We start from the raw sequence: 26,403 nt of genomic DNA, 5'->3' as shown, positions 1-26,403 counted from the left end.
TGAAGGCGCTTCACGAGGCGTATTCGTTCGAGATCTCGGTGGCGTAGTTCTTCCAGAGCGGTTGCATGGTCTCGGCGTTGACCGGCTGCCCGGAATCGATCATGGCCTTGAAGTCGCGGAAGTACTGCACATACAGGTCCGGCGTGAAGGTGTTCAGCATGACCGCGTTCTCGTCGCCGACGTTGGCGAACGTGTGCGGCGCCCCGGTCGGCACGATGACCCAGGTGCCCGGCCCGGCGTCGTACTGGTCCTCGCCGACGGTGAACCGGAAAGTTCCCGCCAGCACGTAGAAGCCCTCGTCATGCTGGGCGTGGCGGTGCTGCAACGGGCTCGGGGTGCCCGGCGGAATGGTGACCTCGGCGAACCCCAGCCGGTGGTCGGTGTGCTCGCCGTTCTCCAGGATGCGGATCTGCTGTGCCCCGCTGCCGAGGATCTCGCCCTCACCGGGGCGGACGATGTTTACCTTCGCCACGACTTCTCCTGTTGCTCTTGCCTGCCTTGGTCACCACCATCCTTGTCCGGGCCGGCTGTGCGCGTCTTGGTCGTCTGTGCACGGTTGCTGGTTACCAGTGCACGGGCGTTGTAGCCGTACGTCGCCTTGAAGAGCTTGCTGAAATGGGTGGGATCGGAGAATCCCCACCGGGCGGCCACGGCGGTGACCGTACGTCCGCTTCCGGTCAGCTCTGCCCGGCAGCGCTCCAGGCGGCGACGGCGGATCAGGGCTGCGACGGTGAGCGGCTGGTCCTCGAACAGCTTGTGCAGCCGGCGTACGGACATGTTGTGGGCGACGGCGATGCCGGGTGGGGACAGATCGGGATCGGCCAGCCGGGTCTCGATGTAGCCGGCGATCCGGCTCCGCAGCCACTCGTCCGGGGCCGGTTGTTCGTCGCCGAGCCGAGCCTCCAGGGCGACCGCGATCAGCTCGACGACGGCCGCCGCCGACCGCAGCGCCTCCGCCTCGCGGAACTCGGTCGCCGACCACGCCGACTCCCGGGCCAGCACGGAGACGAGAGCGCCCGGGCCGTGGCTGCCGTCGATGCGTACGCCGATGAGCCGGTCGATCTGCGCGGGCCGGATCCGAAGCTCCCGGCGCGGAACCAGGATGGTGACGTGCGCCGCGGCGGTGCTCTCGAATCGGAGCGTACGAGTGGGATCGAGCAGTACCAGGTCGGTCGGCCCGAGTTCGGCCTCGCCGGGCCCTTGCTCGATCCGCGTCCGGCCCCGGGTCATCACCTTGACCGCCAGGTTCTCGCCGTCGGAGGCGTCGCGCTCCCGCCCGACGCAGGCGCTCTCGGGCGTGTCGAGGGAGACCAGCCGCAGCGGCCCGAGGTCACGGGTGGCGATCCGGCCCCGGAAGCCCGCCCCGGCCAGCTTGTTGACCAGCGGCGGAAACCCGCTGGCCGCCAACTCGTCCTGGAACGACTCAAGGTTGCCCATCACCGGTCAATGCTAACGGCGACACTTCTGCTCAGGCACGGTGTTCGGCGGGGGTTACAGCGGCGCCGGCCCGCATCTGCTCCACCAGGCTCTGGTGCACGCGGAGGACACTGGATCAGGTGTTCTCAACGCCGAGCGTCGCGAGGGCGGCGCGCGAGAGTTCTGCGGGGAGGGTTTGATGGTGCCGGAGGTGCGGGATCCGCACGCAGTCGTCGATGATGGTCTTGGACGTCTTGACCAGTGCTACCGCGCGTGCTTCGGACAGATCGGGGCGGGCGGCCGACGTCCAGCGCTGCCACTCCGCGATGTAGTCGGCCTGGGCGCGGTCGAAACGCTCTCTGGCGGCGGCGGGTAGGTAGAGCCGTTCGGTGAGCGAGACCGCCAGCAGGTCGGTCGCGTCGAGCGCGATGTGGATGTAGCCCTGGATCAGCTGGGCGAGCACCGCTTCGTCGGGGCACGGCGTACGCAAAGCTCGCGCCGTCTCCAACGCCAGCCATTCGTGGAGCCTGTTCACGGCGGCGACCAGGATCTCGGCCTTGTTGTCGAAGTACCGATAGAGAGCGGGGCCGACGATGCCGAGCTGACCGCCGATGTCGTCGATGTTGACGCCGCCGAACCCCTTCTCGCGGAATGCCCTGGCTCCGGCGTAGATCAGCTGCTCACGCCGCGAGATCGGCGTCCTGCCGGACTCGTCGCCGGCCGGCGCGACCGCTGCGGGCGCCGCGACCGCCGCGGGCGCGGTGATGACCCGCTTGCTCGCCGCGATCAGATCCTGGGCAAGTCGTTGGCGCGAGAGTGCGGTGTCGTACAGGCCGGGACCGGAGACGATGCTGACCACGACCCAGCTCCTGATGTCGGCAGCGGACTCGTCGATGTCCGCCCGCTCGGAGCGGATGAGAAGGTCTTCGAACTGTTTGGCGATCCACCGGGTCTGACTCCGGACCAGCCGGTAGTCGTCGGCGTCGAGGTGACGGGCCTCGCGCTGCCACAGCAGGGACAGGTGACGGCTGTCCAGCGCGGCATTGGTCAGAGCGGTGAGACTGGCGTCGAAGTTGCGTTCGTCGGCTGCCTGCTCGGTGAGAGCGGTGAGCGTCTCGATAACCCGCCGCTGGTCCTCACGCACCACGTGGGAGAGCAAAGCCTGCTTGTTCTCGTAGTGACGGTAGAGGGCCCGCGCGGTGATGCCGCTCGCCTCAGCGATGTCGTCCATGCGGACGGCGTGGAAGCCGCGCGTGCTGAAGAGGTCGTTGGCGTTCTTGGCGATCTCCGCTCGCCGGTCGCGAGGCCGGGACTTGGGGTGCTGCGACTTTGCAGCGGCAGCGTCCATGGTGGTGGTCTCCTCTCCGCCTGCCTCGCCATCCTATCGAGGGGGCGAGCCTGCCCAGGTGCAGGCCGGCAGCGCGGTCCCGGACCTGGCGGAGAGCTGCGCCGCAGGCGGAAGGGGTCAGGTGCCGGACGCGCCTGGCACCCCCGCGCGCCCGACCTCGGCGGTCGCGATCATCGCGCTCGAACGCCCCTGGACGAACTCCTCCAGCGTGGTGGAGTTGCAGCTCATGTAGAGCGTGCCGAGGTCGTCGCCGCCGAAGGCGCACGCGATCGCCTGGGCTCCGGAAACCGGCACTTTGTCGGTGATCTCGCCGCCCTGGACCACGCGGTAGAAGCCGCTGTCGTCGCCCGTCGTAAGGGCGTTGCCGAACCACACACCGCCGTCGTTGTCGAGAGCGATGCCATCGGGGTTGAACGACTCCTCGAACTGGGCCCAGACCCGTTGGTTCGACAGCGCTCCGTCCTGTCCGATGTCGAAGGCGGTGATCCGGTGCCGGAACGTCTCGGCAACCAGCAGGAGCCCGTCGGGAGTGACGGCCATGCCGTTCGGGAAGAACACGTCGCCGTCGACGCGGCTCAGGTTGCCCTGGGGGTCGATATGGGCCAGGGCTGTCGGCTTCGGGTCCTCAGCTCCGAGGTGGAATCCGAAGTTGCCGACGTAGATGTGCCCGTCCGAGGTGACGAGCATGTCGTTCCCCGGTCCGCCGGCGATGCTGCTGAAGTCGGCGTACGTGCTCGTTTCCCCGTCCGCGGCGATCCGTCGGATGGTGGCGTCGGCCTGCGACACCACGAGCGTCGACCCGTCGGCCAGGAAGCCCAGGCCCGACGGAGCACCGGCAACCTCGGTGACCGCCGTGGCCGTTCCGTCAGCGGCGAAGGTCAGTACCTTCTTGCTGAAGAAGTCGCTGGCCCAGAGCGTGCCGTCGTGCCAGCGCAGGCCTTCGAGGAACTGGTGACCCGCTGCGAATGCGGTGGAAGTGTGCACCTTCATCATTTCACCCCGGTGGTTGATGGGTTGATCGGCCTGTCAGCCGACGACGCGCTCGTCTTTGCCGGACTCGGCACTCGCGCGCGCCAGGTCACGGAGCTTGAACTTCTGGATCTTGCCGCTCGCGTTGCGGGGAAGTTCGTCGAGCAGGAGCATGCTCTCGGGGATCTTCTGCCGTGCCATCCGCCGGGACGTGAGCCACTCCACGAGGTCGGACAGCGTGACGCTCTGCCCCGACTCGGGCACGACGACCGCGCAGACGCGTTCCCCCAGCACCGGGTCCGGGGAGGCCACGATCGCGGCTTCGGCGATCCTGGGATGCTCGAAAAGGTGGTCCTCGATCTCCTTGGCACTGATGTTTTCCCCGCCGCGAATGATGATGTCCTTCTGCCGGCCGATGATTTCGACGTATCCGTCGGAGTCGATGCGGGCGAGGTCGCCGCTTCGGAACCAGCCGTCATCGGTGAACGCGTCGGCGTTGAGGGAGCTGTCGAGGTAACCGAGGAACAACTCCGGCCCACGCAACTGGAGTTCACCGTCCGGCGCCAGACGCAGCTCGGCCTCGCCGATGGCACGACCGTCGGTCAGCGCTCGCTTACTCGCGGCGTCCGAAGCGGAGCTGGCGGTGGCGGTGGGGTACTCGGTGGACCCGTAGCCCCGGCTGACCATGCACCGCAGGGTCGAGGTCGCGGCCCGGATCAGCTCCGGAGGCACGTCGGCGCCGCCGCACGCGAAGACCCGCAGCGAGCTGACGTCGTGGTCGGACAGTCCTGGGTGGTGGAGAATCCCGTAGAGGAACGGCGTCGCCGCCACGACGAAACTGCATGCGTGTTTTTCGATGAGTTCCAGCGCCCGCTCGGGCTGCCAGATGTCGAGCAGGACGACGGTGGTGCCGAGCATGAACGGCAGTTGCATCCCGTAGAGGACCCCGATGATGTGGCCGACCGGGGACGGCATGAACACGACGTCGGATGCCGAGAGTCCGAAGAAGTCGATGATGCTGCGGTTCTCGTGGTCCAGCGTGTTGTGGCTGTGCAACGCTCCCTTGGGCGCCGAGGTCGTGCCGGAGGTGTACAGCAGCAACACGATGTCGTTCGCGTCGCGCGGGCCGTGCTCGACGGGATCGGCCCGGCCCTCGTCGAGCAGGTCCTCGAACCGGACGTGGGCGTCGCCGGACTCGGCGCCCACCACGACGACGGTCCGCAGCTCGGGAACCTCGGCGCGGATCTCGTCGATCATGCCCGGATAGTCGAAGCCACGGAACGTGCTCGGGACCACGACCACCTTCGACGCCGCCTGACGCAGGATGAACGCCGTCTCCTTGTGGCGGTAGATCGGGATGATCGGGTTGCTGACCGCCCCGATCCGGATCGCGGCAAGGTGGACGACGATCGCCTCGCCCCAGTTCGGGAGCATCCACGACACCACTTCGCCGTGCCCGACCCCGCGTGCCCTCAGCGCGGAGGCGAAGCGGTTCACAGCGCGGTCCAGGTCGCGATACGTCCAGGACCGGCCGCGGTCGATGACCGCGATCTTGTCCGGCGTCCTGGTGGCGACGTCGGCCAGGTAGTCGTCGATCAGGTTCTCCGCCCAGAACCCCCTCTCGGTGTTTCGGCGGACGCGCTCCTCATCGAGCCTCGTTGCCTTCATGTCTGCCTCTCAGGCTCGGTCAGTGGGATGGTCCCCGCCGTCGCGTGCGGAGTCGTCGATGTCGGCTGTGTGGTCCGCGGAGCCGCGCTCCAACAGGGCGGCGCCGATCCGCAGTTGGAGCTCGGTCTCCTCGCCGTACCACCCACGCAGGGCAAGCGCGTGCTTGTAGTACCAGCTCATGTCGCTCTCGGTCGTGAAGCCCATGCCGCCGTGCAGCTGGATCGCGTCCTCGCAGACGCGCACCGCCGTTTCGGCGGCGTGAGCCTTCGCGGTCGCCGCCAGGAGCTCCAGGTCGGCCACGGGCGCCCGGTCGGCATCGGCGAGGGTCGCCAGGCACAGGTTGTGCAGGGCCGCCCACCGCGTGTGCATGTCGGCGGCCATGTGCTTGACTGCCTGAAAGCTCCCGATCGGCCGGCCGAACTGCTCGCGCTGCCCGACATGTTCGACGGTGCGCTCAAGACTGCGCTGCGCGACCCCGCTGAGCTCGCACGCGATGAGGAGCCTGGCCCACGAGCGGATGCGGATGACGAGCTCACCGTCGGCGGGTCCCGCTGGGGCCACGCCGTCGGCGCGGACACCGTCGAAGACCACGCGCGCGAACTCGATCGTGGGGTCAGCGCTGTCGACGTCCTCGATGCGCACGCCGGGCTCTGCCGGGTCGACCAGACACACCGCGGAACCGGTGCCCGTATCCGCGACCACCACCAACAAGCTCGCCTGCCGGGCGAACCGGACGGCGTTGACCGTACCGAAGAGCTGCTGCCCGTTCAGCGTCACCGACCCGAAGTCGTCGGCCCAGTCGTCGGTGACACCAGGGTCGACAAGCGCCAGAGGCACTCCGGTCCCAACGGCTGCCGCGATGGCCGGTGCCGACACCCAGTCGCCCGGGCGCCGCAGCATCGCCGGGAGCAGGATGTCCTCCAGCAGCGGCCCTACGACCAAGTGCCGACCAAGCTGCATGAAGACCGGGCCGAGCGCCGAGAGGGGCGCGCCGAGACCGCCCTGACTCTCCGGCACGGCGAGCGCGTACCAGCCCATGTCGGCCAGCTCGGCCGCGAACTCCGGGTCCCAGCCCTCGCTGTTGAGGAGCTCGCGGCGCCGGTCTCCCTCGTAGGTGCGGGTGAGGTACTCGTCCACGGCGGCGGCGTACTGAGCAGTGTCCTGATCGCTGTCAGCCACGGGGAAGTCCTAGAAGTCGCTCGGCGATGATGTTGCGCTGGATCTGAGAGGTTCCGCCGTAGATGGACGCGGCACGCGAGAAAAGGTGCTCGTGGACCCAGCGTTCGGACCGCAGCCCGCGCGGACGCGAGCCGGGTACCGCACGCAGGGGGCCGAGCAGGTCGGCGATCTCGGAGAAGACGATCTGCTCGATCTCGTTGAGCAGCAGCTTGTCGACGGAGTCCTCCGGCCTCGGTCCCGCGCCGGCGACCAGCCGGGTGGTGGTCTGTCGCGTCTGGGCATCGAGGACCCGCAAGGCGACATGGCAGCGGCCGATGGCCGCCCGGGTGCGGCGGTCGGCCTCTGGACTGCCGCTCGGACCGTCAGCGCGGTGCCGCCGGAGCTGAGCGACCGCGTCGTCCAGCGCCACCTCGCACTCCACCCGGCGTCGCAGCGTCGCGCCCGCGCGTTCGGTGCCCAGCGTGTGCGTGGCGATCGGCCACCCTTCGTTCAGGCCGCCCAGCAGGTTCCGGCGATCCACCCTGACGTCGTCGAAGAAGACCTCGCAGAACTCCCGGTCGCCGGTCATCTGCTCGATGGGGCGGGCCGTGATGCCGGGACTGGTCATGTCGACCAGCAGGTAGCTGATGCCGGCCTGCTTGCGCACTGACGTGTCGGTGCGGACCAGCAGGGCGCACCACTGCGCCATGTGTGCCCAGCTCGTCCAGACCTTCTGGCCCGACACCACGAAGTCGTCACCGTCGACCACGGCCCGGGTCCGCAACGAGGCCAGGTCGGAGCCCGCGTTCGGCTCGGAGAAGCCCTGGCACCAGATGTCGTCGCCGGACAGCAGGCGCGGGAGCAGTTCCCTGCGCTGCCAGTCAGTTCCATAGCGGTCGATCGACGGTCCCACGACCTCCAGTCCGATGATCCCGATGGGCTGTGGGGCTCTGGCTCGGACAAGCTCCTCGACAAACACCAGTTGATGCATGTGGGTGAGCCCCTGGCCGCCCGCTTCCTCGGACCACGCGATGCCGAGCCACCCGGCCTCGAACAGGGTTTTCTGCCACTGCCGCAGGACCGTGAACCGGGCGTCGAGATCGAGCGGCGCCTCGGGTGGCTCCGCCTCCGCAAGCCATGCCCTGGCCCGCGCTCGGAACGCGTCGAGGGATTCGTCCTGTGTCGTCATCGCCACGCTCGACTTCCCGTGTAGATCGGCGGGCGCCGCTCAAGGAAGGCGTTGACCGCCTCCTTGGAGTCCTCGTAACCGGACAGCTCGCGGGTCAGCCCCTGCTCGAACTCGTAGCCGGGCTTCAGGTCCATGTATTCGATGCCGTTGAGGCTGCGCTTGGCGAGTTCGAGCGTGACCGGGCTGTGCCGGGCGATCGACCGCGCCAGCGCCTGCGCCGCCCCGAGCAACTGTTCCTGCGGAACGATGTCGACGATCCCGCCGTACGGCAGCAGCTTCTCGACCGGGTAGAGGTCGCCCGTGTAGTGCATCAGCCGCACCATGCCTTGGGGCACCAGCCGCGAGAGGTGCTTGGCGCCGCCCAGCACACCGACGTTGACCTCGGGCGTCGCGAACTGCGCGCCCTCGGCCGCGACGACCAGATCACACGAGGCCGCGATCGCGAGACCGGACCCCACCGCGACCCCTTGGACCGCTGCGATCACCGGGAACGGTGAGTCGTAGATCGCCCAGAACGCCTCTCGGGCCAGCTTCAGCCGCTCCGGCGCGTTGTCCGGGTCCATGGTCTGGAACTCAGCGAGTTCGTTACCCGCGCAGAAGTGCTTGCCCCTGCCGGCGAGCACTACGACCCGAGCCTGCGGCAGGTAGTCGGCCACATGACTGAAGAACTCGCGGAGCTCGCTGTACAGCTGCTGGTCGGTCGCGTTGACCGGTGGCCGGTTCATCCACACAGTGGCGATCGGGCCGTCTTCCTGCCATTCCAGGAACGTCATGTCTCTCATCGTCGTCGGGGTCCTCTTATCGGTCCGTTCAGCCGTTGAAGGCGGCTGCGAATGCTGCGAGTTCGCGCGGGATGTCGTGGCCGGCGGGCTGGAAGTGCACGAAGGAGCACCCGCCCTCCTTGAGCTCGGCGAACCTGTCCCGCCACTTCCGCGCATCGAGCGCGACTCCTGCGGCAGCCATCACCTCACCGGTGATGAAGGGCCGGTCGACGTCATTGACCCCGATCACGTGGCGGTCGTGCATCGCGAGATGGCGTACGTTTTCCGGGATGTGGTCGTAGGCCGCCGCCCAGGCCTTGCCACCCTCGCCGAGCAGTTCGTCGACCATGCCGTGCTCCACCGCCCAGTGCAGGTAGAGCCCGGCAGCGTGACCAGCCGCGTCGATCACCCTCTCGGATCCGGGATCCTCGCCCTCGTCGAGCACCGTTCCGATGAGCATCATCATCTGTCGGCCGTACCCCGGCTCGGGAGCGCTGATCCGAAACAGCTCAGCACCGAGGTCCCGCGCGACCTGGAGTCCCTTGGGGCCCTCTCCGGCCACACCCCAGGGGACCGAGATCGGAAGCGCAGGCCCGAAACGCTCGTCGGGGTGGATCACCTGCATGATCGACCCCTCCCACTCGACCTGCTCACCACGCAGGAGGGCTTGCACGGTCTGCGCGTAGTGCTTGACCTTCGCCCACGGCACAGGGGGCTGCCCCATGGCCAGGCGACCGGTGAAACCACTGCCGATCCCCACCATCACGCGCTCCTCCCCCACGGCATGCACCAGGGTCGTGATCGCCGAAGCGGTCACCATCGGATGCCGCAAGCTCGGGATCAGCACTCCCGTCCCGAGCACGATCCGGTCGGTGAGCTCCGCGGCCCGGTTCAGCTCCATCCAGACGTCCGGGTAGAGCGCCGGCGAGTCATAGCAGAGCGCCCTCTCGTAACCGAGTTCCTCGGCTATGCGGATGTGCTCCGGGGTCTCCAGCGACGTTGCGAATGAGCATCCCAGCTTCATGATCAGGTCTCTCTCGGTCGGGGGCGACACACGCCCTCGGAATCATGGTGCCGCGCGTCACAGTGTTAGGCGACAGACCCAGTCACGTCAATCACTAGTAACTTATTCGAAACCAGAAGGTCTTCATCTGTAGCAGGTGCAAGGTCCTCGGATCGATAGGCAGCCACTAGAAACCTGCTGGTCACTGACATCACGTCGACTCTCCAAGGAGCGTGTCAACCCTCGGCAGCGCGGGTTGATCGTGCAACAACTCGATCTATGTCCATCACTGCTAACAAGTAAGCCGCACATGTCAGACGCCCCTGACACCCGCACCCACGCGCCCCACGCCCGCCCGAGGCAGACCGAGGGCAGACCGCAGAGTCGGCTCACCGGAGCTCACCGGAGCCGACCGCGGCCGGGCACCCGCCACGCCACCGCACCTCCGGCACCCTGATGCACCACGGGCGCTTGATCAAGTTAGTGACCATTGACAAAATGGAAGCCTCTGGGCACTGTGAAGCAGGCGGTAGGCACCCACAGTCGCCATTCAACATATTTGCGTTCATGGACTTGTCGTCTGCGGCCCGGCGCCTCTCTCCATCGCCCACTCGCAGAGAGGGCTTCGCCGATGACCCGGCGTCAGCCCGACAGACCAACCGAGAGCGTCACCACGTCCACGCGGGAGCCCGCATGCTGATCCACTGCGTCACCCTCACGTTCAAGGAGTCGGCGAGCGCGGCCCAGATCGAGGCGTTCCGCGACGCACTGGCAGCACTGCCGGACCGGACCGACTTCCCCTTGCGCATCCGCCAAGGCCGTGACCTCGGTGAACGTCCGACAAACGCCGACTACGCGATCGTCACCGAGTTCGAGAACACTGAGGACTTCTACACCTACCTCAAGCACCCTGCGCACCTCGCCCTGCCCCAAGACCACATCGAGTCCGTGCGGAGCGTCCAGTTCGTGGTCGACGAGCAGGGCTGATGGCACGACGCGGGGACGTCCCTGCGAGACACTCGAACCGCCTGCGAGGTTGCTCGCGCGGCCTCCAGGGCAGCCGCCGGGAAGTCGGTCGATCCTGGTGAGGTGCGGGCGCCCCGCCGACACCACGCCCTGCTGTACGCGGCCCTCGTTCCCTGCACTCCTCACGGGAGACCGGCGACTACGGCCCGTACGAGCCGTCACCTTCCCTGGGACACCTGCGACAGACCTCACCTGAGCGAGGCAGCCATCGAACCGAAAGTCGGCTCATGACATCCATCGACAGTGCACAGCAGCCCGCCGGGTCCCCCGCGAAAGCCCCGGTCAAGGGCCCCTGGGACCTCCCCGACGTCTCCGGGCTCATCGTGAGCGTGCTCGGCGGGACCGGGCCGCAGGGCAAGGGCCTCGCCTACCGGCTCGCCCGGGCCGGCCAGAAGGTGATCATCGGCTCGCGGGCGGCGGAGCGCGCCCAGGCCGCGGCCGAGGAGCTGGAGTACGGCGTCGAGGGCGCCGACAATGCCGGGTGCGCGCGACGCGGCGACATCGTGATCGTCGCCGTGCCGTGGGAGGGCCACGGCACGACCCTGGAGTCCCTGCGCGAGGAGCTGACCGGCAAGCTGGTCGTCGACTGCGTGAACCCGCTGGGCTTCGACAAGCAGGGCGCCTACGCGCTGAAGCCGAAGGAGGGCAGCGCTGCCCAGCAGGCCGCCGCCCTCCTGCCGGACTCGCGGGTGACGGCGGCGTTTCACCATCTTTCGGCGGTCCTGCTCCAGGACCCGGAGATCGACGGGATCAACACCGACGTGATGGTTCTCGGCGACGTCCGCAGTGATGTGGAGATCGTCCAGGCGCTGGCCGGCCGCATCCCCGGCATGCGCGGCATCTTCGCGGGACGGCTACGCAATGCCCACCAGGTCGAGTCGCTGGTCGCCAACCTGATCTCGGTCAACCGCCGCTACAAGGCACACGCCGGGCTGCGCGTCACCGACGTCTGAGCCGACGAGGAGCCAGGGCCCAACAATGTCCCCTGCCCGGAGCCGACCCCATGCCCCGCCCCGCCCCGCTCTGACGCGCGGCTGCCGCCCGGCGGCCCGGCAGCCCGGCGACGCAGCGGGACGGACAGCAGGTCCGTGGGTCAGAGCGGGGGCCAGGACGAGGACGCTGCCGGTCGCTCGTCCGAAGCGTGGGTGGGCTGCGGCTCCTGGGCCTGGTGGCTGTGCTGGGCCTGGTGGCCTCGGACGGGTTCGCTGCCGATGAGCATGTCGGGATCGAACATGACGATCACGGACGCCAGGACCATCACGAGAATCGGTCCCCCCACCATGGGGAGAAGGGAGACGAGCAGATCCAGCGAGGACTGGCCGAGGACCGCTGAGTCGGCGTCGACGTGGACGCTCATCGCGGCCATTCCGGTGTAGTGCATGCCCGTCACGGCGACGCCCATGATGACGCTCGCGGCCACCGCGGACGCCAGGCTGTGCAGGGACACGGCCGCCCACAGGGCGGCGGTCGCCGCCGTGACGGCTATCAGCACCGACAGGCCGACGGTCACGGGATCGAACGTCGTGTGCCCGGCGAACTGCATGCCGTGCATCCCGATGTAGTGCATCGCCGCGACGCCCGCACCGGTGATCACCCCGGCGATGCCCAGGGTGATCGGAGAGGCGCCGCGGTAACCCACGACGAAGACGCCGAAGAAGACCACGACCACCGCGACAGCCAGGCTGAGGAACGTGAAGGCCGGGTCGTACTCGATCGCCGCACCGCGGATGGTGAATCCGATCATGGCGATGAAGTGCATCGTCCAAATGCCTGATCCGATGCAGACCGCGCCCAGCGCGAGCCATGCGGCCCTGCGCCCGCGCATACCCATGCGGACCGACCGCGTCGTGCACCGCAGACCGAGTGCCGAACCGGCGCAGGCCATCAGGAACGCGATGACAGGAGTGACCATTCCGTAGTTGAACTGGGTTACCGAACTGTTCACCGAATGCCTTTCGGACCGCGGGCCCCGTACGGGAGCCGACGCTGAAGAAACCTTTCTGCACGACTGACGCGCGCGCCGAAGACCAACCATGAGGCCGTCGGCGCCGAGGTTCATGACGCCCCGTCACACGGGAGTTTCAGGGGGTGAGCGGGAGGCTCATGCTAAGTACGCGCACCCCGCTTGTCACTGCGCGTCCTGTGACGCAACCAAATCGAGACTTGTACAGTCATATTCCTCCTGCATGCCATCACGCGAATTGGTCACCTATATGGCACTTGTTGGTGAATCCCCGGACAACCTTGGGGGCATGGCAGGTGCGGAGGGAGTCCAGGTGACGGTCAGGAACGCGCGTGCCGAACCCCGGCGTGCGCGCGGCGGCGTGGACACACGGCGGCCCCGGGACTCCTGCGGGAGTCCCGGGGCCGCCGCACGCTCCGCGGGCGTCAGGCTTCGACCGCGGCCTCTTCGGACGCCTCGGCCCGGTCGGTCGTGGTGCGGTCGGCCCCGGCGGGCCGGCCGGCCGGGATGACGGCCGCGACGACGGCGGCCACCAGGGCGACCCCGGCACCGATGATCAGTGCGGTACGGAAGCCGTTCTCCGAGGTGATGCTGAATCCGCCCATGGTGACGGTCATCTGGGAGAGGACCACGCCGACGACGGCGGCGCCCACGGACGTGCCGAGCGAGCGCATGAGGGTGTTGAAGCCGTTGGCGGCGGCGGTCTCGGAGAGCGGGACCGAGCTCATGATCAGTGCGGGCATCGCCCCGTAGGCGAGGCCCACTCCGCTGCTGGTCACCATGAGGACCACCATGAGCCCCCAGGCGGAGCCCATCAGCGCGAGCGAGAGACCGTAACCGGCGGCGATGACGAGGATGCCGGAGATCAGGGTGAACTTCGGGCCGCGCGCGTCGGTGAGCTTTCCGCCGAGCGGGGAGACGACCATCATCATGATGCCGCCGGGGGCCATCCACAGGCCCGCCGCGAGCATCGACTGGCCCAGGCCGTAGCCGGTCTCCTCGGGGAACTGCAGCAGCTGGGGAACGATCAGCATGCCGGCGTACATGCCGAAGCCGACGAAGAGCGAGGCGACGTTGGTGAGCAGGACCCGGGGGCGGGCCGTGGTGCGCAGGTCGACCAGCGGGTCCCGGGTGCGCGTCTCCCACACGCCCCAGGCCAGCAGCACCACGACAGCGGCGGTGAACAGGCCGAGCGTCGTCGCCGAGCCCCAGCCCCACTCGGCGCCCTTGGAGACCGCGAGCAGCAGGCAGACCAGGCCGACGCCGAGCCCTATCGCGCCGGGCGCGTCGAAGCGCTGTCCCTTGGCTCCGGCGGGGACGTCCGGGATCAGGAACCAGATCAGGACGGCGATCGCCACGGCCAGGACGGCGGAGCCCCAGAACAGCACGCGCCAGCTCGCGTACTGGGCGACCGCCGCGGCGATCGGCAGGCCAAGGCCGCCTCCGATGCCCATGGACGCGCTCACGAGCGCGATGGACGAGCTGAGCTTCTCGGCCGGCACCACGTCACGCAGGAGCGCGATACCGAGCGGCACCATGCCCATGCCCATACCTTGCAGACCGCGACCGACGATCATCGGCACGACGGACGACGAGAGCGCGCACACCACCGAACCCACGATGAGGGGAACCGAGCAGGCGAGGAGCATCCGCCGCTTGCCCAGCAGGTCGCCCAGGCGTCCGGTGACAGGCACACAGACCGCCGCCACCAGCAGCGTGACCGTGATCACCCATGCCGTGTTCGAGGACGAGCTGTGCAGGATCTGTGGCAGGTCCGCGATGAGCGGCGTGACCAGGGTCTGCATGATCGCCGCGGTGGTGCCGGCGAAGGCCAGCGTGGCGATCACGCCATTGGTATGGGGGGACGTTCGGGGGGCTCCCGGCACGGGACTCCTCGCCTCTCTTCGCATCTGTTCGCAGCTCGTCTTGACTCGGCCTGGCTCGGCCTGGCTCGGCCTGGCTCGGCCTGGCTCCGCTTGGCTCGGCTTGGCTATTCGCAGCTCGTTCGGACCAGTGAGCATGCAGTGTACATATCTTGTGCATCATGCACGTCGCATGCCTAGTGCATAGCCATGGGAAGATGGAGCCGGGGCCACCGCAGAACGAGCCGCGTCGGCCCCGTCGGGAAAGCGGGAGGCAGGAGCGCATGGTCAAGCCGACGTACGAGGTCGAGTACGAGCAGATGCTGCTCGGCAGGCACGCGCTGGCGGCCCACGGCGGGCGCAGCAAGGACAGCGTCCTGGAGCGAAGCTCGTACACGTTGCTCAGCCGTATTCGCGTCCAGGGGCCCATGTCGATCGGAGAGCTGAGCGACGCGTTCGGGCTCGACGCCTCCACCCTCAACCGGCAGACCGCCTCGGCCATGCGCGCCGGACTCGCGGAGCGCATCGCCGACCCCGACGGCGGACTGGCCCGCAAGTTCCGCATCACGGACAAGGGGGCGCGGATTCTCGACGAGGAGCGCGAGCGGACCGTCGGCGCCCTGGACCGGGTCATGGCCGACTGGCCCGACGAGGACATCGCCGCGTTCGCCGGCTATCTGAGGCGTTTCAACACCAGCATCGAGCAGCTCGGCGGGCGGCCCTGGCCCCGCCCGTGACGGTGGCCTGTGCCGCCTGTGCCGCCTGTGCCGCCCATAACAAGGAGCACGCGAGCCTCTTCCGTCAACTTCCGTCGCGGGCAAGGCAGTAGGGCCGGCGACGGGTTCGCGGAGCCCGCGGAAGGGTACTCATGAGCCCTATGCGGGAGACCGGAACATGCCGGACGCGGGGCCGTGCGGCTCAGCGCGCGCCCTGGAGACCGAACGCCCTTGCCCCGCGAGCGTCCCGGGGGCCGAAAGCCCTTGCCCTCGCAGGCCCGGACAGCTCCCGTGAGGCTTCGCCCGTACCTCCTGGCACATCTCTCACCGGTTGACCGAGCAACCGTCCACGGCCGACGCCACCGACACGCACAAACGAGCCAGATCGCGCAAAAGCCCTCACATCGCGGATCCAGCCGAATAACGTGCGAGAACTCGAACACGTCTTCCCACCTCCCTGCGGTCCGCGCATCTGCCGGACCCCTGCCGCGCTAGGAGAACCGGGATGTCCGACGACCCCTCGGACGAGTACGCCGCTCAGCCGCACCGCGCCAGGCACGACACCGCACGGCCCGCCTGGGCCGCGTCCGGGGAGTCCTTACCCGAGCACGCGGCGCTCCCCTCCGGACCCGCACCCGGGCACCACAGAGACCTGCGCATCCTGCGCCGCGCCTACCGCCGACAGCGCCGCGTCGCCGCCTGCACGGTCCTCGGCTACTTCACCCTCTTCCTGGCCCTCTCCGTCCTGGACCCGTCGTTCATGACGAAGCCCGTCACCGGCGGACTGTCCACCGGCATGGTGCTCGGACTGGTCCAACTCCCCGTCACCTGGCTGGCGATCGTGCTCTTCGAGTACACGGCGAGCCGGTACGTCGATCCGCTCGCGCGCCGGATGCGGCAGCGCACGGCCCTGCTCGCCGAGCGGGAGCCCGGACGATGACGGACTTCGGCGGCACCGCACAGACGTGGTCGCTGGTCGCCTTCTGCACCGTGGTCACCGTGACCCTGCTGCTCTGCGTCGTCGCGGGCCCGGACCGTGACGACCTCGACGAGTTCTACACCGGCTACCGCTCGTTGTCCCCGATGCGCAACGGCCTCGCCATCGCGGGCGACTACATCTCCGCGGCCACCGTCCTCACCATCGGCGGCGTCATCGCGCTGAGCGGCTACGACGGTGTCGTCCTCGCTCTCAGCACCCTTCTGTCGCTGCTGCTCCTGATGTTCCTGCTGGCCGAACCCCTGCGGAACACCGGCCGTTTCACTCCGGGAGACGCCCTGGCCCGGCGCATGCCCGGACGTGCCGTGCGCATCACCACGTGCGTCGTGACCATCGCCTCGCTGATGCCGATGATGCTGGTCCAGCTCGCCAGCACCGGTCAGTTGCTCGCCTTCATCCTCGGCTTCGACGGCTCCGCCATGAAGACCGGGTGCGTCATCGGGGTCGGCGGCCTGATGATCACGTACGCGGCCATCGGCGGGATGAAGGGCACCGCCCTCATCCAGATCCTGAAGATGGTCATGCTCCTCGGCTCGGGCGTCGTGGTCGCCTTCCTGATGCTCCGCGCCTTCTCGTGGGACCCGGGAGCACTGTTCCGCACGGCCGCGGAACGCAGCGGCGTGGGCCCGGCGTTCCTGCACTCCGGCCTGCAGTTCGCCGGAGGCCCGCACGCCGGTACGGACATGATCAGCACCCAGTTCGCCATCGTGCTCGGCGGCGCCTGCCTGCCCCACGTCACCATGCGTATGTTCACGGCGGACAGCGCACGGCAGGTACGCCGCTCGATGTCCTGGGCGGTGTCGTCGGTGGCACTGTTCATGCTGATCATCACCGTCGTCGCGATCGGTGCGACCGCGCTCATCGGCCGGGCCGGGATCGCCGCGGCCGACCCGCGCGGCAACACGGCCTATCTCCTCGGCTCGCGGGCGGTCTTCGGCACGCATGTCTCACGCCCCGAGACGTTCCTGTTCACCACGGTCACGGCGGCGATCTTCCTCACCCTGCTCGCCTCGGTCGCCAGCATGATCCTGGCCTGCGCCAACTCCCTGGCCCACGACGTCTACGCCAGCCGCGCGACCCCCCGCTCACCGGTGCGGGAGATGACCGTCGCACGCGTGTCCGCGCTCGCCGTCGGCATCCCGACGATCGTGCTCGCCGGTCTCATCCAGCACCGCAGCCTCCAGCCCCTGGCGACGCTGTCCTTCTGCCTGGCCGCCTCGGCCATCGCCCCGGCGCTGATCTACAGCCTCTTCTGGCGCCGCTACACCCGTACCGGCCTGCTGAGCACGCTCATCGGCGGCTCGCTCACGGTCCTCGTACTGATGCCGGGGACCCGGCTGGTGTCCGGGACGCCCACGGCGGCCTTTCCCCAGGCCGACTTCAACTGGTTCCCGTTCACCACGACCGGTGCGGTGTCCATCCCGTTGGGCTTCGCGTTCGGCTGGCTCGGCACGTTGCTCTCGGGGCGCCGGGAGGCACGGCAGCGGCAGAAGGACTACGAGCGGATCGAGGCCAGGATTCTGGCGGGCCCGGAACCCAGGGCGAGATGACCGGCGCAGACGGGTACGTCCGGCGGCACGCCTCCGTGGTCGGCCGCGGTGAGGGCCCTCAGCCCGCCCGGACGAGGAACCGTTGATCGGCCGCACCGGTGCACCGTTCTTCGACTGCCTCGGCACCCTCGGCCGTGTCGTTGCCCGCGATGCCGACGCACCGGCTGCTGGTGGCCGGGCGCAGCCGGAAGCCCCCCGTGCTGTCGGCGCCGGTGGCTTCGAACTGGAACAGGGTGGCCTGGTCGCAGTCGTCCCGTGGTTCGAGCATGCCCTTCACCTTGCCGGTACTCATGACCGTCAGGCATCCCTTTCCCAGCTGGGGGTGATGCCACTGGATGCGGTAGAGACCCTCGCCGGCCGGTTCGAGAAAGGTACGCGGCACGGTCGCTCGGGCGCAGGCAAGCTGGACGGCGACGGCGCTGCCGTAGACACCGCCCCGGTCGCGTCCGTCGGTCAGACAGAGGTCGGACGTACGGGCGGGGCGGATGGTGACCCAGCCGTCGGCGGGACTCACGACAGCACCGGCCCCGCCGGAACTGTCCGGGAGCAGGCCCCAGGCGACCAGAGCGAGCAGCGGGGCCGAGGCCGCGAGCGCGACCGTACGGCCCTTGGTCCAGCGGAGCCATGTTCTGGTCGAAACGGCGGCCCGCGGGCGAGCATCGGCGTCGGACCCGGTGTCGGACACGGCACCGGCCGCCGCGCCGGGCACCACGTCGGACACGGTGTCGGCCGCCGCGTCGAACACCCCCTCGGGCTCGGCAGCGGCATCCGCGGCGATCCGCGCCCTGGCATCCAGCCAGGCGTCGACCCGCCGGCCGTCCCCGCAGGCGCGCACGAACGCGGCCAGCACGTCAGGCCGCGGCAGGCTCGTCCGGCGCAGGATGTCGGCCAGCGTGCTGCGCGCCAGGACATCACCGCTTCGGGCTGCCCGCTCCTCCAACTGGCGATACGTCAGCCCCGAACGCTCCTTGAGCTGTTGCAGCAACGCGATGAAACCCGCGGCGTTCCGGGCTTCGTACGGCGATAACTCCCCCTGAGTCCCCATGGGCATCATCTTGCTGCGGCCATGACACCGGGGACAACGGCGGATCCCGCCATGCACCCCCCTGTCCGGCACGCCATCCGGCCACGTCTACGACCAGCCCGGACAACTCCTGCCTGTCCTGGACCACTGGCCAGGCTCCGCCCGGGCCCGTCGAGCTCTAGACGAAGTCGGTGACGCCCTGGTAGTCGGCCACGGGTGCTTGGCCTGTTGTCTCGTATTCGAGAAGCAGCAGGCCGTTCGGCGTCGCTTCGTGGTGGAGCAGCCGCAGACCGGAGGAAACACCCGTGTCCGTCATGAGGCGTCGGCCGGTACGGAGCACCGTGGGCGCGACCACGAGGCGGAGCGTGTCGACCAGGCCCGCCACCAGCAGGGCTTCGCCCAGGCGGGCGCTGCCGTGGATCTGCAGTTCCCGTCCCGGTCGTGCCTTGAGCTCCGCGACGGTCCGGACCGGGTCGCCGTTGAGGACGGTCGTGGGGTGCCAGGTCCCCTCGGTGAGGGTGTTCGACACGACGTACTTCGGCAGCGCGTTCATCCGCCCGGTGAAGGGATCGGCCGGGTCGGTGATCTTCGGCCAGTCGCGCGCGAACGCCTCGTAGGTGCGCCGCCCGAGCAGCAGGCCGTCGGCGAGGTCGAGCCAGTCGGAGGCGCGCCGGACGAACACCTCGTCGATGTGGGGCACGAGCCAGCCGCCGCGACCGAACCCGTCACTGGTGTCCTCGTCCGGCGAGCCGGGGCCCTGGCTGACGCCGTCGAGCGTCACGAACTCGGTGAGGCTGATCTTCATCGCGGGTCCGTCCTCTCGGCGAACGCGGCCAGCTGGCCGGCGACCGAACCCCAGCCGTCGGCGAAGCCGAGCTTGTCGTGACGGTCGCGGGACTCCGGGTCGCCGTGCCGGACGACCATCCGGTAGTCCGTACCGTCCGGGTGATCGTGCAGCGTGATCGTCGCGGTCATCGAGACCGGGGCGGGACGCGCGGGACGCCATGTGCTGTCGATCGCGTTGGTGAACACGATGCGATGGAGTTCGTCGACAGCGAGGAAGCAGGCGTCCAGGTGCGGGACGAACTCGGTCCCGTCGTCGCTCAGCCGCGTCACGAACGCTCCGCCGGGGCGCAGTTCCAGGCGGTCCACCTGGCAGCGGGACGGCGCCGGGACCCACCACTGCTCAAGCCGGGACGGGTCGGTCCAGGCGCGCCACACGGTCGCGCGCGGGGCGCGGATGATCCGCTCCAAACCGAGGTCGAGGTCGGGATTCACTGTCTGTTCTCCTCCGGGCCGGTGACGAACTGTTCGAGGCGGTCGGTGCGCTGCTCCCATATGCGGCGCTGCTCCGCGAGCCAGTCGTCGACGACGGCCAGCCGCTCGCGGTTGAGCACGCAGGTGCGCACCCGGCCGGACTTGACCGTACGGATGAGCCCGTGCGTTTCGAGCGTCCGCACGTGCTTCATGAACGAAGGGAGGGTCATCGGAAAGTCGCGGGCGAGGTCGCCCACGCTCGTGGGACCACGGCCGAGGCGCCGGACGACGGCGCGCCGGGTCGGGTCGGCGAGGGCGACGAACACGCCGTCCAGTTGCGCCGAATACTGTGCCATGGGGCTAAGTATTGCCGGGCGGCAATGGTTAGCGCAAGGGCTAAGTGTTGTGTCGACCGATGGGTCGGACCGACTGAACGGCCGGCCCCACGGCTTGCCGGCGATCTACAGCACTGACCGGAGGTCACGAAGCCGCGGCTCGGCCAGGCGCCCCGCCTGACCCGCGCCGGCCTACCTACCTGTCGCCCACCTGTCCGCCTGCGCGCCCCTGGCGGCGCGCTACCGGGGTGTCAGCACGCGGAACTCGTTGCCGTCCGGGTCGGCCATCGCCACCTGTCCGGCCCCGTCGTGCCCGGTCCCGTCCTGGCCGGTGTCGATGAGCGTCGCCCCGAGGGAGAGCAGACGGTCGACCTCTGCCTGCTGGTCGCCATGGACAGGCGGAGCGACATCGAAACGCAGCCGGTCCCTGCCTGCCTGCGGCATCAGCGGTGGACCACCCCACGTGATCTTCGGACCGCCGTGCGGGGAGCGGATCGCGGTCTCCTCGTCCTGGTCCCAGACCAACGGAAACCCGAGCGCCTCGCTCCAGAAGTACCCGACGTCCTGCGAACCGTCGCAGGCCAGCGCCCCGATGAAGCCGCAGTCGGCGAGGAACTTGTTGTCCGGCCCGATGACGCAGAACTCATTGCCTTCGGGATCGGCGAGCACCACATGACCCTCTTCCGGGAGTTGGCCGATGTCGATGTGCTGTGCGCCGAGCTCCAGCGCCCTGGCCACCGTCTGCCGCTGATCCTCCAGAGACGTACTCGTCAGATCGAAGTGCATCCGGTTCTGGCCGGCCTTCTGTTCCTGGCTCGGCAGGAAGCGGAGGCGGAATCCGGTGTCATCGCTGGGCAGCAGCGCGACGCCGTCCTGCGGATGGTCGACCAACTCCCAGCCCAGGACACCGGACCAGAACCGCGCGAGGCCCAGGGGCCGGCTCGCGTCGAAGCAGAGCGCGAACAGTTGACAACCCATACCCCACGCAGCTCCGATCCACTGACTGACTCACTCACTGACTCACTGGCTGGCTGACCGTCGACGCCAGGAATGCCTTCTCCGACCGTCGGACGGGAGCCTACGGGTGAGCCGGCGCCGCCCGCATCCGAGTTTTCACCCAGTCCTCACGGAGCAGCGGGTCGTCGGACGGGCGGACGAGCGGACGGCTCACCCGACCCGGCTATTCGGGGAGTTCGAGCATGGGTTCACCGCAGGACTGGCACTCGGCGTAGACGTCGAGCTCGTTGAGTATCTCGGCGAATTCGAGATGGCCCTTGAGGGCCGACACGGCGGCGAGCAGGTAGCGGGTCGAGATCTGGTCGTGCTCCCCCGTGGCCAGCGTTTCCGCCAGGAGCGTCAGGGCCTCGGGGAGGGCTTGACGGTAGGCGTCCGCGATGTCGTCGGGTATGCCGGCCGGGGCCTCTCCGAGTTCGCCGGAGCAGATGGCCACGAGGCCGACGACGTAGAGGTAGTCGTCACGCTCGGACGCGGCCGCGGGGAGGCCGCGCGCGATGGTGACGAGGTGAGGAACGGCGGCGTAGGCAGCCGGCCAGGCGGTGCCCTCGGAACACAGGTACGGCCACAGGTCGGTGAACCGCTCGCCGTTCGTGGGATCGGCAACCAGTTGCCGCAACTCGTCCGGGATGAAGGGGGCGTCCGGCACGCCCCGCCCTTTTGACCAGCCTCGGTGGTCGAGGGCGGGCCAACGGGGGTCGTCCAAAGAGATCATGGGCCGAGAGTGTAGACGTACGGGCGGGGTGCGGGGCGGTGCCCGCCGGCCGGTGCGCGGCCTTCGCGGGGCGTCGACAACTCGCTATCCCGTGCACTCTTTTGACGCTGCGTCAGTCAGGACACGGAGAAACACTCACAGACACTCACAGACACTCACGGTGCGCGAGCTCCGCGGCGTCCGGGGGCGTGGTCGGGTAGACATCGGCATCGAAGAACCGGGCGAACGGAAGGGTTTCGCGATGACGGTTGACTGTCGGCAGGCGGGGCCGATCGGGTCGAACGTCAAGCGCCGGACCCCTGGGCGAGCGCGTGCCGCACCCTCTCTCCCGTTCGTCGTCTCGTCGTCTCGTCGTCTCGTCGTGACATCATCCTTGATGTCACGCCGTAACGTCAACTCATCCGTCCGGCGACTCTCTTCACGATCGGGCCGGCGAGGCCCACAGCGACCGGCCGGACGGATCAGACAGGACAGTTCGACCGGACTGGCGTGGGACATCCCGCCACGGCACAGGTTCAGCTCGCCGCAGGCAGCGGGAAGAGCAGGCAGCTGCTGGTGGCGTGGGCGAGCAACCGGTCGGCGGAGTCAAGGAGTTCGGCCTGCGCGAGGGCGGTGCGGCGGCCACTGTTCAGGACGGTGCCGACGGCGCGGACCTTGCCCGTGTCCACCGTGATCGGGCGCAGGAACTTCAGGGTGAGGTCGAGCGAGGTGTACGCCATGCCCTGGGGCAGCACCGACTGAACGGCACAGCCGGCCGCCGAGTCGAGGAGCGTGGCGTAGACACCGCCGTGGACGCTTCCGATCGGGTTGTAGTGCTCCTCGCCCGGAGCCAGGGCGAACACGGCCCGTCCGTGCTCGACCTCCTCCAAGGTGAAGCCCAGGGTCTCGGAGATGGGCGGCGCAGGAAGGCGTCCGGCGACGATGTCGCGCAGGAAGTCCAGGCCGGTGCCCTTGCCTACGGCACCCGCCGACACGGTCGGATCTTCCCAGGTGAACGTCCGCGACCTGTCCATGGCTTCTCCTCGCCCCGTTGACTATGAAATCCGAAGTTAGCCAGTCCCGCGTCTGGCTGTCAATGGCCACGCTGCCCTAGGGTCGTCACATGGAGTGGGTTGAGGTCAGCACCGAGAACTGCACCGTCCAGCGAACACTGGACGTGGTCGGCGAGAAGTGGTCTCTCCTGGTGCTCCGGGACGCCATGAACGGAGTTCGGCGCTTCGACGACTTCCGGCGGCACATCGGACTCTCGGACGCGGTGCTTTCGGACCGGCTGCGCAAGCTGGTCGGAGCTGGGATTCTCGGTACCGTCCCCTACCAGGAGTCCGGTCGGCGCACCCGGCACGAGTACCGGCTCACGGACAAGGGCTGGGCCCTGTGGCCCGTCATGCTCGCCCTCAAGGAATGGGGAGACGCGTACACCGCCGACCCGGAGGGCCCACCACTCGACGTCCTCCACAAGGACTGCGGCGAACCCCTCCGCACGGTGGTCGTCTGCGCCGACGGTCATGGCCCACTCACTCCCAGGGAGGCACGCACTCGCCCGGGACCCTCCGCGCGGCCCGTGGAATGAGCCGCACGGAGGGCATGTCCACCGCCAGGACACAACAACCCGAGCCACAGGCACGGCCGTTGGACCACACGGCTCGTTGGCTCGTTGGCCGGCCTGACTTCCCTACAGGCCGCGCCAGACGTTGTCGAAGGCCGCGTTCTCGATGCTTCGGCGCTGCCGGACGGCTTCCAGTTCCCTCACCGCGTCGTTGACGGCGGCCAGTACGGTCACGACCGCGTCGTCGACGAGGTCCGCGGCCTCCTCGGCCGGCTCGTCGTGGATGCCCACGGCGGCCGTGAGGAAGGCGAGGACGGGCTCGCCCGACGTCCGGCGGTCGGCTGCGTGACGGCGGGCCGGTGAGTCGGCCAAAGCCGCCGCGTCGCCCCGGAACGGGATCCACTGGTGGCGTGGCCGGGTGGTCTGTCCTTCCGCGTCCAGGGCAGCGAGGTAGGCCGCGGCCAGGCCCTGGCCCCGGCGCCACAGCCAGTCCTCGACAGACTCGTACGGCTCCTGACGGGTGACCGAAGACGCCGCCTCGTCCAACAGACGGTCACCCAGGGCCTGTTGTGCGCCGGGCACGATGCGGTCGCCGTCCAGGGTGATGGCCTGGGCGTCCCGGAGGTCGATCAGCTCGGCTCCCGCGAGGGCCAGCGACAGGTCGCCCTGCTCGACGGGACGACCGGCCTCGACGTCCATGGTGCTGATCAACAGGTCGCGCGGTGTGGTCATGACGGGCTCCATGTCAGTGACAGTAACGGCAGGACGTCACCGGTGGGCGACCGGCCCGGCTCACACGGACACGGGCGGCCTGTCCTGGCTGTCGGCGGCCAGCAGCAGTTCGGCGGCCACCGTCGCCCCGTCGGCACGGAACGCGCCGGCCACGGCGGTGGCTCGGGCGCGGACCTCGGAGGTCAGGGCCGTCTTGAGGACGGCCGACAGCGAGTCGACGGTCGGCGTCGGACTGTAGTGCGCGGCGCCGATGCCCAGGTCGGCCACCCGGCCGGCGAAGTACGGCTGGTCGCCGCCCTGGGGCAGCACCACCTGGGGCGCGCCGGCCCAGGTGGCCGTCGTCGTCGTGCCCGCGCCGCCGTGGTGGACGACGGCGGCCACGCGTCTGAACAGTGCCTGATGGTTGACCTCGCCCACGACGAAGCAGTCGTCCTGGTCGTCGATCGGGGCCAGGTCGGCCCAGCCGTGGGAGACGACCACACGGCGGCCCCGCGCGCGGACCGCCTCGATGGCCATCCGGGCGACGTCCTGCGGATCACGCAGGGGAATGCTGCCGAAGCCCACGTACACCGGTGGCGTGCCGGCGTCCAGGAAGGTCGACAGCTCGGCGGGGAGCGGGCGTTCGTCCGGCACGAGCCACGCGCCGGTCTGCACCACCTCAAGATCCGCCGGCTGCTGCCACGGGGCCAGGACCGGGTCCGTGGCCAGCCACGGGCGGTCGGTGAAGACGTGGTCGCGGACGTTGTCCACCGGTGGCAGGCCGACCGACACGCGGTGGGTGTTGACCGCCTCGCCGAAGATCGCCTGCGCGTCCTGGGCGTCCCCGTCCCACAGCACGCGGTTGTCGGTCACGTCCGGCGGGAGCGGCCGGCCCGGCCGTGGGATCGGCGGGTGGTGCGGCGACGGCAGGCTGACCGGCTGGTAGCTCGCGTACACGTAACGGATGCCCAGTTTCTCGGCCGCCGCCTTCACGCCTGCCACGGCCGGTACGAGGCCTGTCGCGACGAGCACGTCGCACCCACCCTCCGCCGCCGCCGCGGTGACCTTGTCGTAGAACGCGGCGACCAGCTCGGCCGCACGCCGGGGTACTCCCTCCGGTGACGGCGGGACCTTCCCGGTGACCAGCTGACGCACCGACCGGCCGGTCGCCACCATCTCCACGCCGACCCCGGCCAGCCGCTTCGCGAACTCCTCGTCCGGCGGCGCGCACACCCGCACCTCCGCGCCGAGTTCCCGCAGCCGCACCGCGAGACCCACCAGCGGTTCGACGCCTCCGCGCGAATCATAGACCGACAGCAACACACGCATTCCGTACTCCCGTTTCCGCAGGTCCTGACCTCGGTGGGAGATTCTGCGGTACACCAGGGGCCTTGCCGCAAGGCCCCTGGTGCGCTATACGTTGAGAGTGGAAAGAGGTGAGTACTCCCCTTTCCCTTTTCCCCTTTCCCCGCCCTCAGCGAGCCGACTCGCCGCGTGCACGGGCAGCCTCGAACAGAGCAGGATCGTGGGCGCACACCACCATCAGGTGTGCCTGGTCGCCTTCACGGAGTTCGGCGAGGCGGTCCTGGTTGGCTCTCAGGGCCTTGATGTCGTGGGCCACGAGGCGTTCCTGGATGCGCAGCGAGGCCGGGACGTGCGTCGCACGGTCGAGTGTGCCCGGGTGGTAGAACGCGTCTCCGCAGTGCAGGACCCAGTGGTCGCCGGCGTCGACCGCGACGGCGGCATGGCCTCTGGTGTGGCCGGGCATCGGCACCAGCACCAAGCCGTCGTCGATCTCGGTGAGTTGCTCGGCGGCGGCGAATCCCCGCCACTGTTCTCCCGTCGGGTCGTGCCGGACCAGCTTGGGATGATGCGACAGTTGTGTGCGCCGGTACCGGCCCTTCTCCAGTCGTGTGGCCGGTGACAGGGCCCCGCGTGCTTCCGCTGCCGTGACGTGGACCCGCGCGTCCGGGAAGTCCGCGAGTCCCCCGACGTGGTCCGCGTCGAAGTGGGTGACCACGATGTGCGTGACGTCCTCCGCCCGGCTCTCGACCTCCGGGAGACCGCGCTGCACCAGATCCGGCAGCTCGGCTTCCGGGCGGAGGACGTCACGCACATCGTGGTCACCCACTTCGACGCGGACCACGTCGGGGGACTCGCGGACTTCCCGGACTC

Annotated in this window: 28 protein-coding genes; 7 read left to right on the top strand and 21 right to left on the bottom strand. The window is 69.2% G+C overall.

Annotation, left to right across the window (positions count from 1 at the left end):
- Positions 1–10: 10 nt before the first annotated feature.
- From AOK01_RS02950 to AOK01_RS02910, 9 genes are all read right to left on the bottom strand, one after another.
- A complete protein-coding gene (locus AOK01_RS02950) occupies positions 11–472 on the bottom strand; it encodes a cupin domain-containing protein (RefSeq protein ID WP_024494953.1) in 462 nt (153 codons plus the stop codon).
- On the bottom strand, positions 460–1,437 hold the full coding sequence (locus AOK01_RS02945; protein ID WP_055508044.1) for a helix-turn-helix domain-containing protein: 978 nt from the start codon (positions 1,435–1,437) through the stop codon (positions 460–462). The genes AOK01_RS02950 and AOK01_RS02945 overlap by 13 nt, the downstream gene beginning before the upstream one ends.
- 115 nt (positions 1,438–1,552) lie before the next feature.
- Complete coding sequence (locus AOK01_RS02940) at positions 1,553–2,764, bottom strand: TetR/AcrR family transcriptional regulator (protein WP_055508043.1); 1,212 nt, start codon at positions 2,762–2,764, stop codon at positions 1,553–1,555.
- Positions 2,765–2,881: 117 nt separating this feature from the next.
- Positions 2,882–3,748: an SMP-30/gluconolactonase/LRE family protein gene (locus tag AOK01_RS02935; RefSeq protein ID WP_213862044.1), complete on the bottom strand. Its 867-nt coding sequence runs from the start codon at positions 3,746–3,748 to the stop codon at positions 2,882–2,884.
- A gap of 42 nt (positions 3,749–3,790) precedes the next feature.
- Entirely contained in the window at positions 3,791–5,401 is a 1,611-nt protein-coding gene (locus tag AOK01_RS02930) for an AMP-binding protein (RefSeq protein ID WP_055508041.1), read from the bottom strand.
- Between the two features lie 9 nt (positions 5,402–5,410).
- Positions 5,411–6,580, bottom strand: coding sequence for an acyl-CoA dehydrogenase family protein (locus tag AOK01_RS02925; protein ID WP_055508039.1), 1,170 nt, complete (start codon positions 6,578–6,580; stop codon positions 5,411–5,413).
- The gene (locus tag AOK01_RS02920; protein ID WP_055508085.1) at positions 6,573–7,748 is read right to left on the bottom strand and encodes an acyl-CoA dehydrogenase family protein; all 1,176 of its coding nucleotides are present in this window, start codon (positions 7,746–7,748) and stop codon (positions 6,573–6,575) included. Before AOK01_RS02920 ends, AOK01_RS02925 begins: the two co-directional genes overlap by 8 nt.
- Positions 7,745–8,521: an enoyl-CoA hydratase-related protein gene (locus tag AOK01_RS02915; RefSeq protein WP_213862042.1), complete on the bottom strand. Its 777-nt coding sequence runs from the start codon at positions 8,519–8,521 to the stop codon at positions 7,745–7,747. The genes AOK01_RS02920 and AOK01_RS02915 overlap by 4 nt, the downstream gene beginning before the upstream one ends.
- Before the next feature lie 37 nt (positions 8,522–8,558).
- On the bottom strand, positions 8,559–9,533 hold the full coding sequence (locus AOK01_RS02910) for an LLM class flavin-dependent oxidoreductase (protein WP_063792703.1): 975 nt from the start codon (positions 9,531–9,533) through the stop codon (positions 8,559–8,561).
- A gap of 672 nt (positions 9,534–10,205) precedes the next feature.
- On the opposite strand from AOK01_RS02910, the gene AOK01_RS43325 reads away from it, so the two are divergent.
- Complete coding sequence (locus tag AOK01_RS43325; RefSeq protein WP_055508032.1) at positions 10,206–10,499, top strand: Dabb family protein; 294 nt, start codon at positions 10,206–10,208, stop codon at positions 10,497–10,499.
- A 266-nt stretch (positions 10,500–10,765) separates the two neighbouring features.
- Positions 10,766–11,491, top strand: coding sequence for an NADPH-dependent F420 reductase (gene npdG, locus AOK01_RS02900; protein WP_055508030.1), 726 nt, complete (start codon positions 10,766–10,768; stop codon positions 11,489–11,491).
- Between the two features lie 140 nt (positions 11,492–11,631).
- On the opposite strand, the gene AOK01_RS02895 is transcribed toward npdG, so the two are convergent.
- Both AOK01_RS02895 and AOK01_RS02890 read right to left on the bottom strand, forming a co-directional pair.
- On the bottom strand, positions 11,632–12,483 hold the full coding sequence (locus AOK01_RS02895; RefSeq protein ID WP_079103121.1) for an MHYT domain-containing protein: 852 nt from the start codon (positions 12,481–12,483) through the stop codon (positions 11,632–11,634).
- Positions 12,484–12,926: 443 nt separating this feature from the next.
- Positions 12,927–14,411 (bottom strand): MFS transporter, encoded by a 1,485-nt coding sequence (locus AOK01_RS02890; protein ID WP_055508027.1) that lies wholly within the window; start codon positions 14,409–14,411, stop codon positions 12,927–12,929.
- Positions 14,412–14,647: 236 nt separating this feature from the next.
- Here AOK01_RS02890 and AOK01_RS02885 point away from each other — a divergent pair, with 236 nt between their 5' ends.
- The 3 genes from AOK01_RS02885 (at position 14,648) to AOK01_RS02875 (ending at position 17,626) form a co-directional block, all read left to right on the top strand.
- Complete coding sequence (locus tag AOK01_RS02885) at positions 14,648–15,100, top strand: MarR family winged helix-turn-helix transcriptional regulator (RefSeq protein ID WP_055508025.1); 453 nt, start codon at positions 14,648–14,650, stop codon at positions 15,098–15,100.
- A gap of 484 nt (positions 15,101–15,584) precedes the next feature.
- Positions 15,585–16,019: a DUF485 domain-containing protein gene (locus tag AOK01_RS02880; protein WP_055508024.1), complete on the top strand. Its 435-nt coding sequence runs from the start codon at positions 15,585–15,587 to the stop codon at positions 16,017–16,019.
- Positions 16,016–17,626 carry a sodium/solute symporter gene (locus AOK01_RS02875; protein ID WP_055508022.1) on the top strand — a complete coding sequence of 537 codons (1,611 nt, stop codon included), beginning with the start codon at positions 16,016–16,018 and terminating at the stop codon, positions 17,624–17,626. The genes AOK01_RS02880 and AOK01_RS02875 overlap by 4 nt, the downstream gene beginning before the upstream one ends.
- 58 nt (positions 17,627–17,684) lie before the next feature.
- Here the strand turns inward: AOK01_RS02875 and AOK01_RS02870 are convergent, their stop codons facing one another.
- The 7 genes from AOK01_RS02870 to AOK01_RS02840 form a co-directional block, all read right to left on the bottom strand.
- The gene (locus tag AOK01_RS02870; RefSeq protein WP_107099715.1) at positions 17,685–18,671 is read right to left on the bottom strand and encodes an XRE family transcriptional regulator; all 987 of its coding nucleotides are present in this window, start codon (positions 18,669–18,671) and stop codon (positions 17,685–17,687) included.
- A 157-nt stretch (positions 18,672–18,828) separates the two neighbouring features.
- Complete coding sequence (locus AOK01_RS02865) at positions 18,829–19,455, bottom strand: dihydrofolate reductase family protein (protein WP_055508020.1); 627 nt, start codon at positions 19,453–19,455, stop codon at positions 18,829–18,831.
- Entirely contained in the window at positions 19,452–19,928 is a 477-nt protein-coding gene (locus AOK01_RS02860; RefSeq protein WP_055508018.1) for an SRPBCC domain-containing protein, read from the bottom strand. Before AOK01_RS02860 ends, AOK01_RS02865 begins: the two co-directional genes overlap by 4 nt.
- On the bottom strand, positions 19,925–20,263 hold the full coding sequence (locus tag AOK01_RS02855; RefSeq protein WP_055508016.1) for an ArsR/SmtB family transcription factor: 339 nt from the start codon (positions 20,261–20,263) through the stop codon (positions 19,925–19,927). The genes AOK01_RS02860 and AOK01_RS02855 overlap by 4 nt, the downstream gene beginning before the upstream one ends.
- Positions 20,264–20,482: 219 nt before the next feature.
- Positions 20,483–21,220 carry a VOC family protein gene (locus AOK01_RS02850; protein WP_055508013.1) on the bottom strand — a complete coding sequence of 246 codons (738 nt, stop codon included), beginning with the start codon at positions 21,218–21,220 and terminating at the stop codon, positions 20,483–20,485.
- Between the two features lie 202 nt (positions 21,221–21,422).
- Positions 21,423–21,971 (bottom strand): hypothetical protein, encoded by a 549-nt coding sequence (locus AOK01_RS02845; protein ID WP_157871170.1) that lies wholly within the window; start codon positions 21,969–21,971, stop codon positions 21,423–21,425.
- A 515-nt stretch (positions 21,972–22,486) separates the two neighbouring features.
- Complete coding sequence (locus tag AOK01_RS02840; protein WP_055508009.1) at positions 22,487–22,984, bottom strand: PaaI family thioesterase; 498 nt, start codon at positions 22,982–22,984, stop codon at positions 22,487–22,489.
- A gap of 89 nt (positions 22,985–23,073) precedes the next feature.
- Between AOK01_RS02840 and AOK01_RS02835 the strand changes: the two genes are divergently transcribed.
- Positions 23,074–23,541, top strand: coding sequence for a winged helix-turn-helix transcriptional regulator (locus AOK01_RS02835; RefSeq protein ID WP_055508008.1), 468 nt, complete (start codon positions 23,074–23,076; stop codon positions 23,539–23,541).
- Between the two features lie 102 nt (positions 23,542–23,643).
- Here AOK01_RS02835 and AOK01_RS02830 read toward each other — a convergent pair whose 3' ends face one another.
- The 3 genes from AOK01_RS02830 to AOK01_RS02820 all read right to left on the bottom strand — a co-directional run bounded on the left by AOK01_RS02830 (position 23,644) and on the right by AOK01_RS02820 (position 26,248).
- Entirely contained in the window at positions 23,644–24,249 is a 606-nt protein-coding gene (locus AOK01_RS02830) for a GPP34 family phosphoprotein (RefSeq protein ID WP_055508005.1), read from the bottom strand.
- Positions 24,250–24,309: 60 nt separating this feature from the next.
- On the bottom strand, positions 24,310–25,557 hold the full coding sequence (locus AOK01_RS02825) for a glycosyltransferase (protein WP_055508003.1): 1,248 nt from the start codon (positions 25,555–25,557) through the stop codon (positions 24,310–24,312).
- A 145-nt stretch (positions 25,558–25,702) separates the two neighbouring features.
- Complete coding sequence (locus AOK01_RS02820) at positions 25,703–26,248, bottom strand: MBL fold metallo-hydrolase (RefSeq protein ID WP_245702062.1); 546 nt, start codon at positions 26,246–26,248, stop codon at positions 25,703–25,705.
- Here AOK01_RS02820 and AOK01_RS44655 point away from each other — a divergent pair.
- On the top strand, positions 26,183–26,403 hold a 221-nt coding region (locus tag AOK01_RS44655; protein ID WP_157871168.1), incomplete at its 3' end, for an MBL fold metallo-hydrolase. The two genes, AOK01_RS02820 and AOK01_RS44655, sit on opposite strands and share 66 nt — an antisense overlap.

Origin of the sequence: Streptomyces aurantiacus (assembly GCF_001418335.1) — a bacterium.
GTDB classification, from domain to species: Bacteria; Actinomycetota; Actinomycetes; order Streptomycetales; family Streptomycetaceae; genus Streptomyces; species Streptomyces aurantiacus.
The sequence above is the reverse complement of the archived record's forward strand: the minus strand, read 5'-3'. Positions and strand labels throughout refer to the sequence as shown.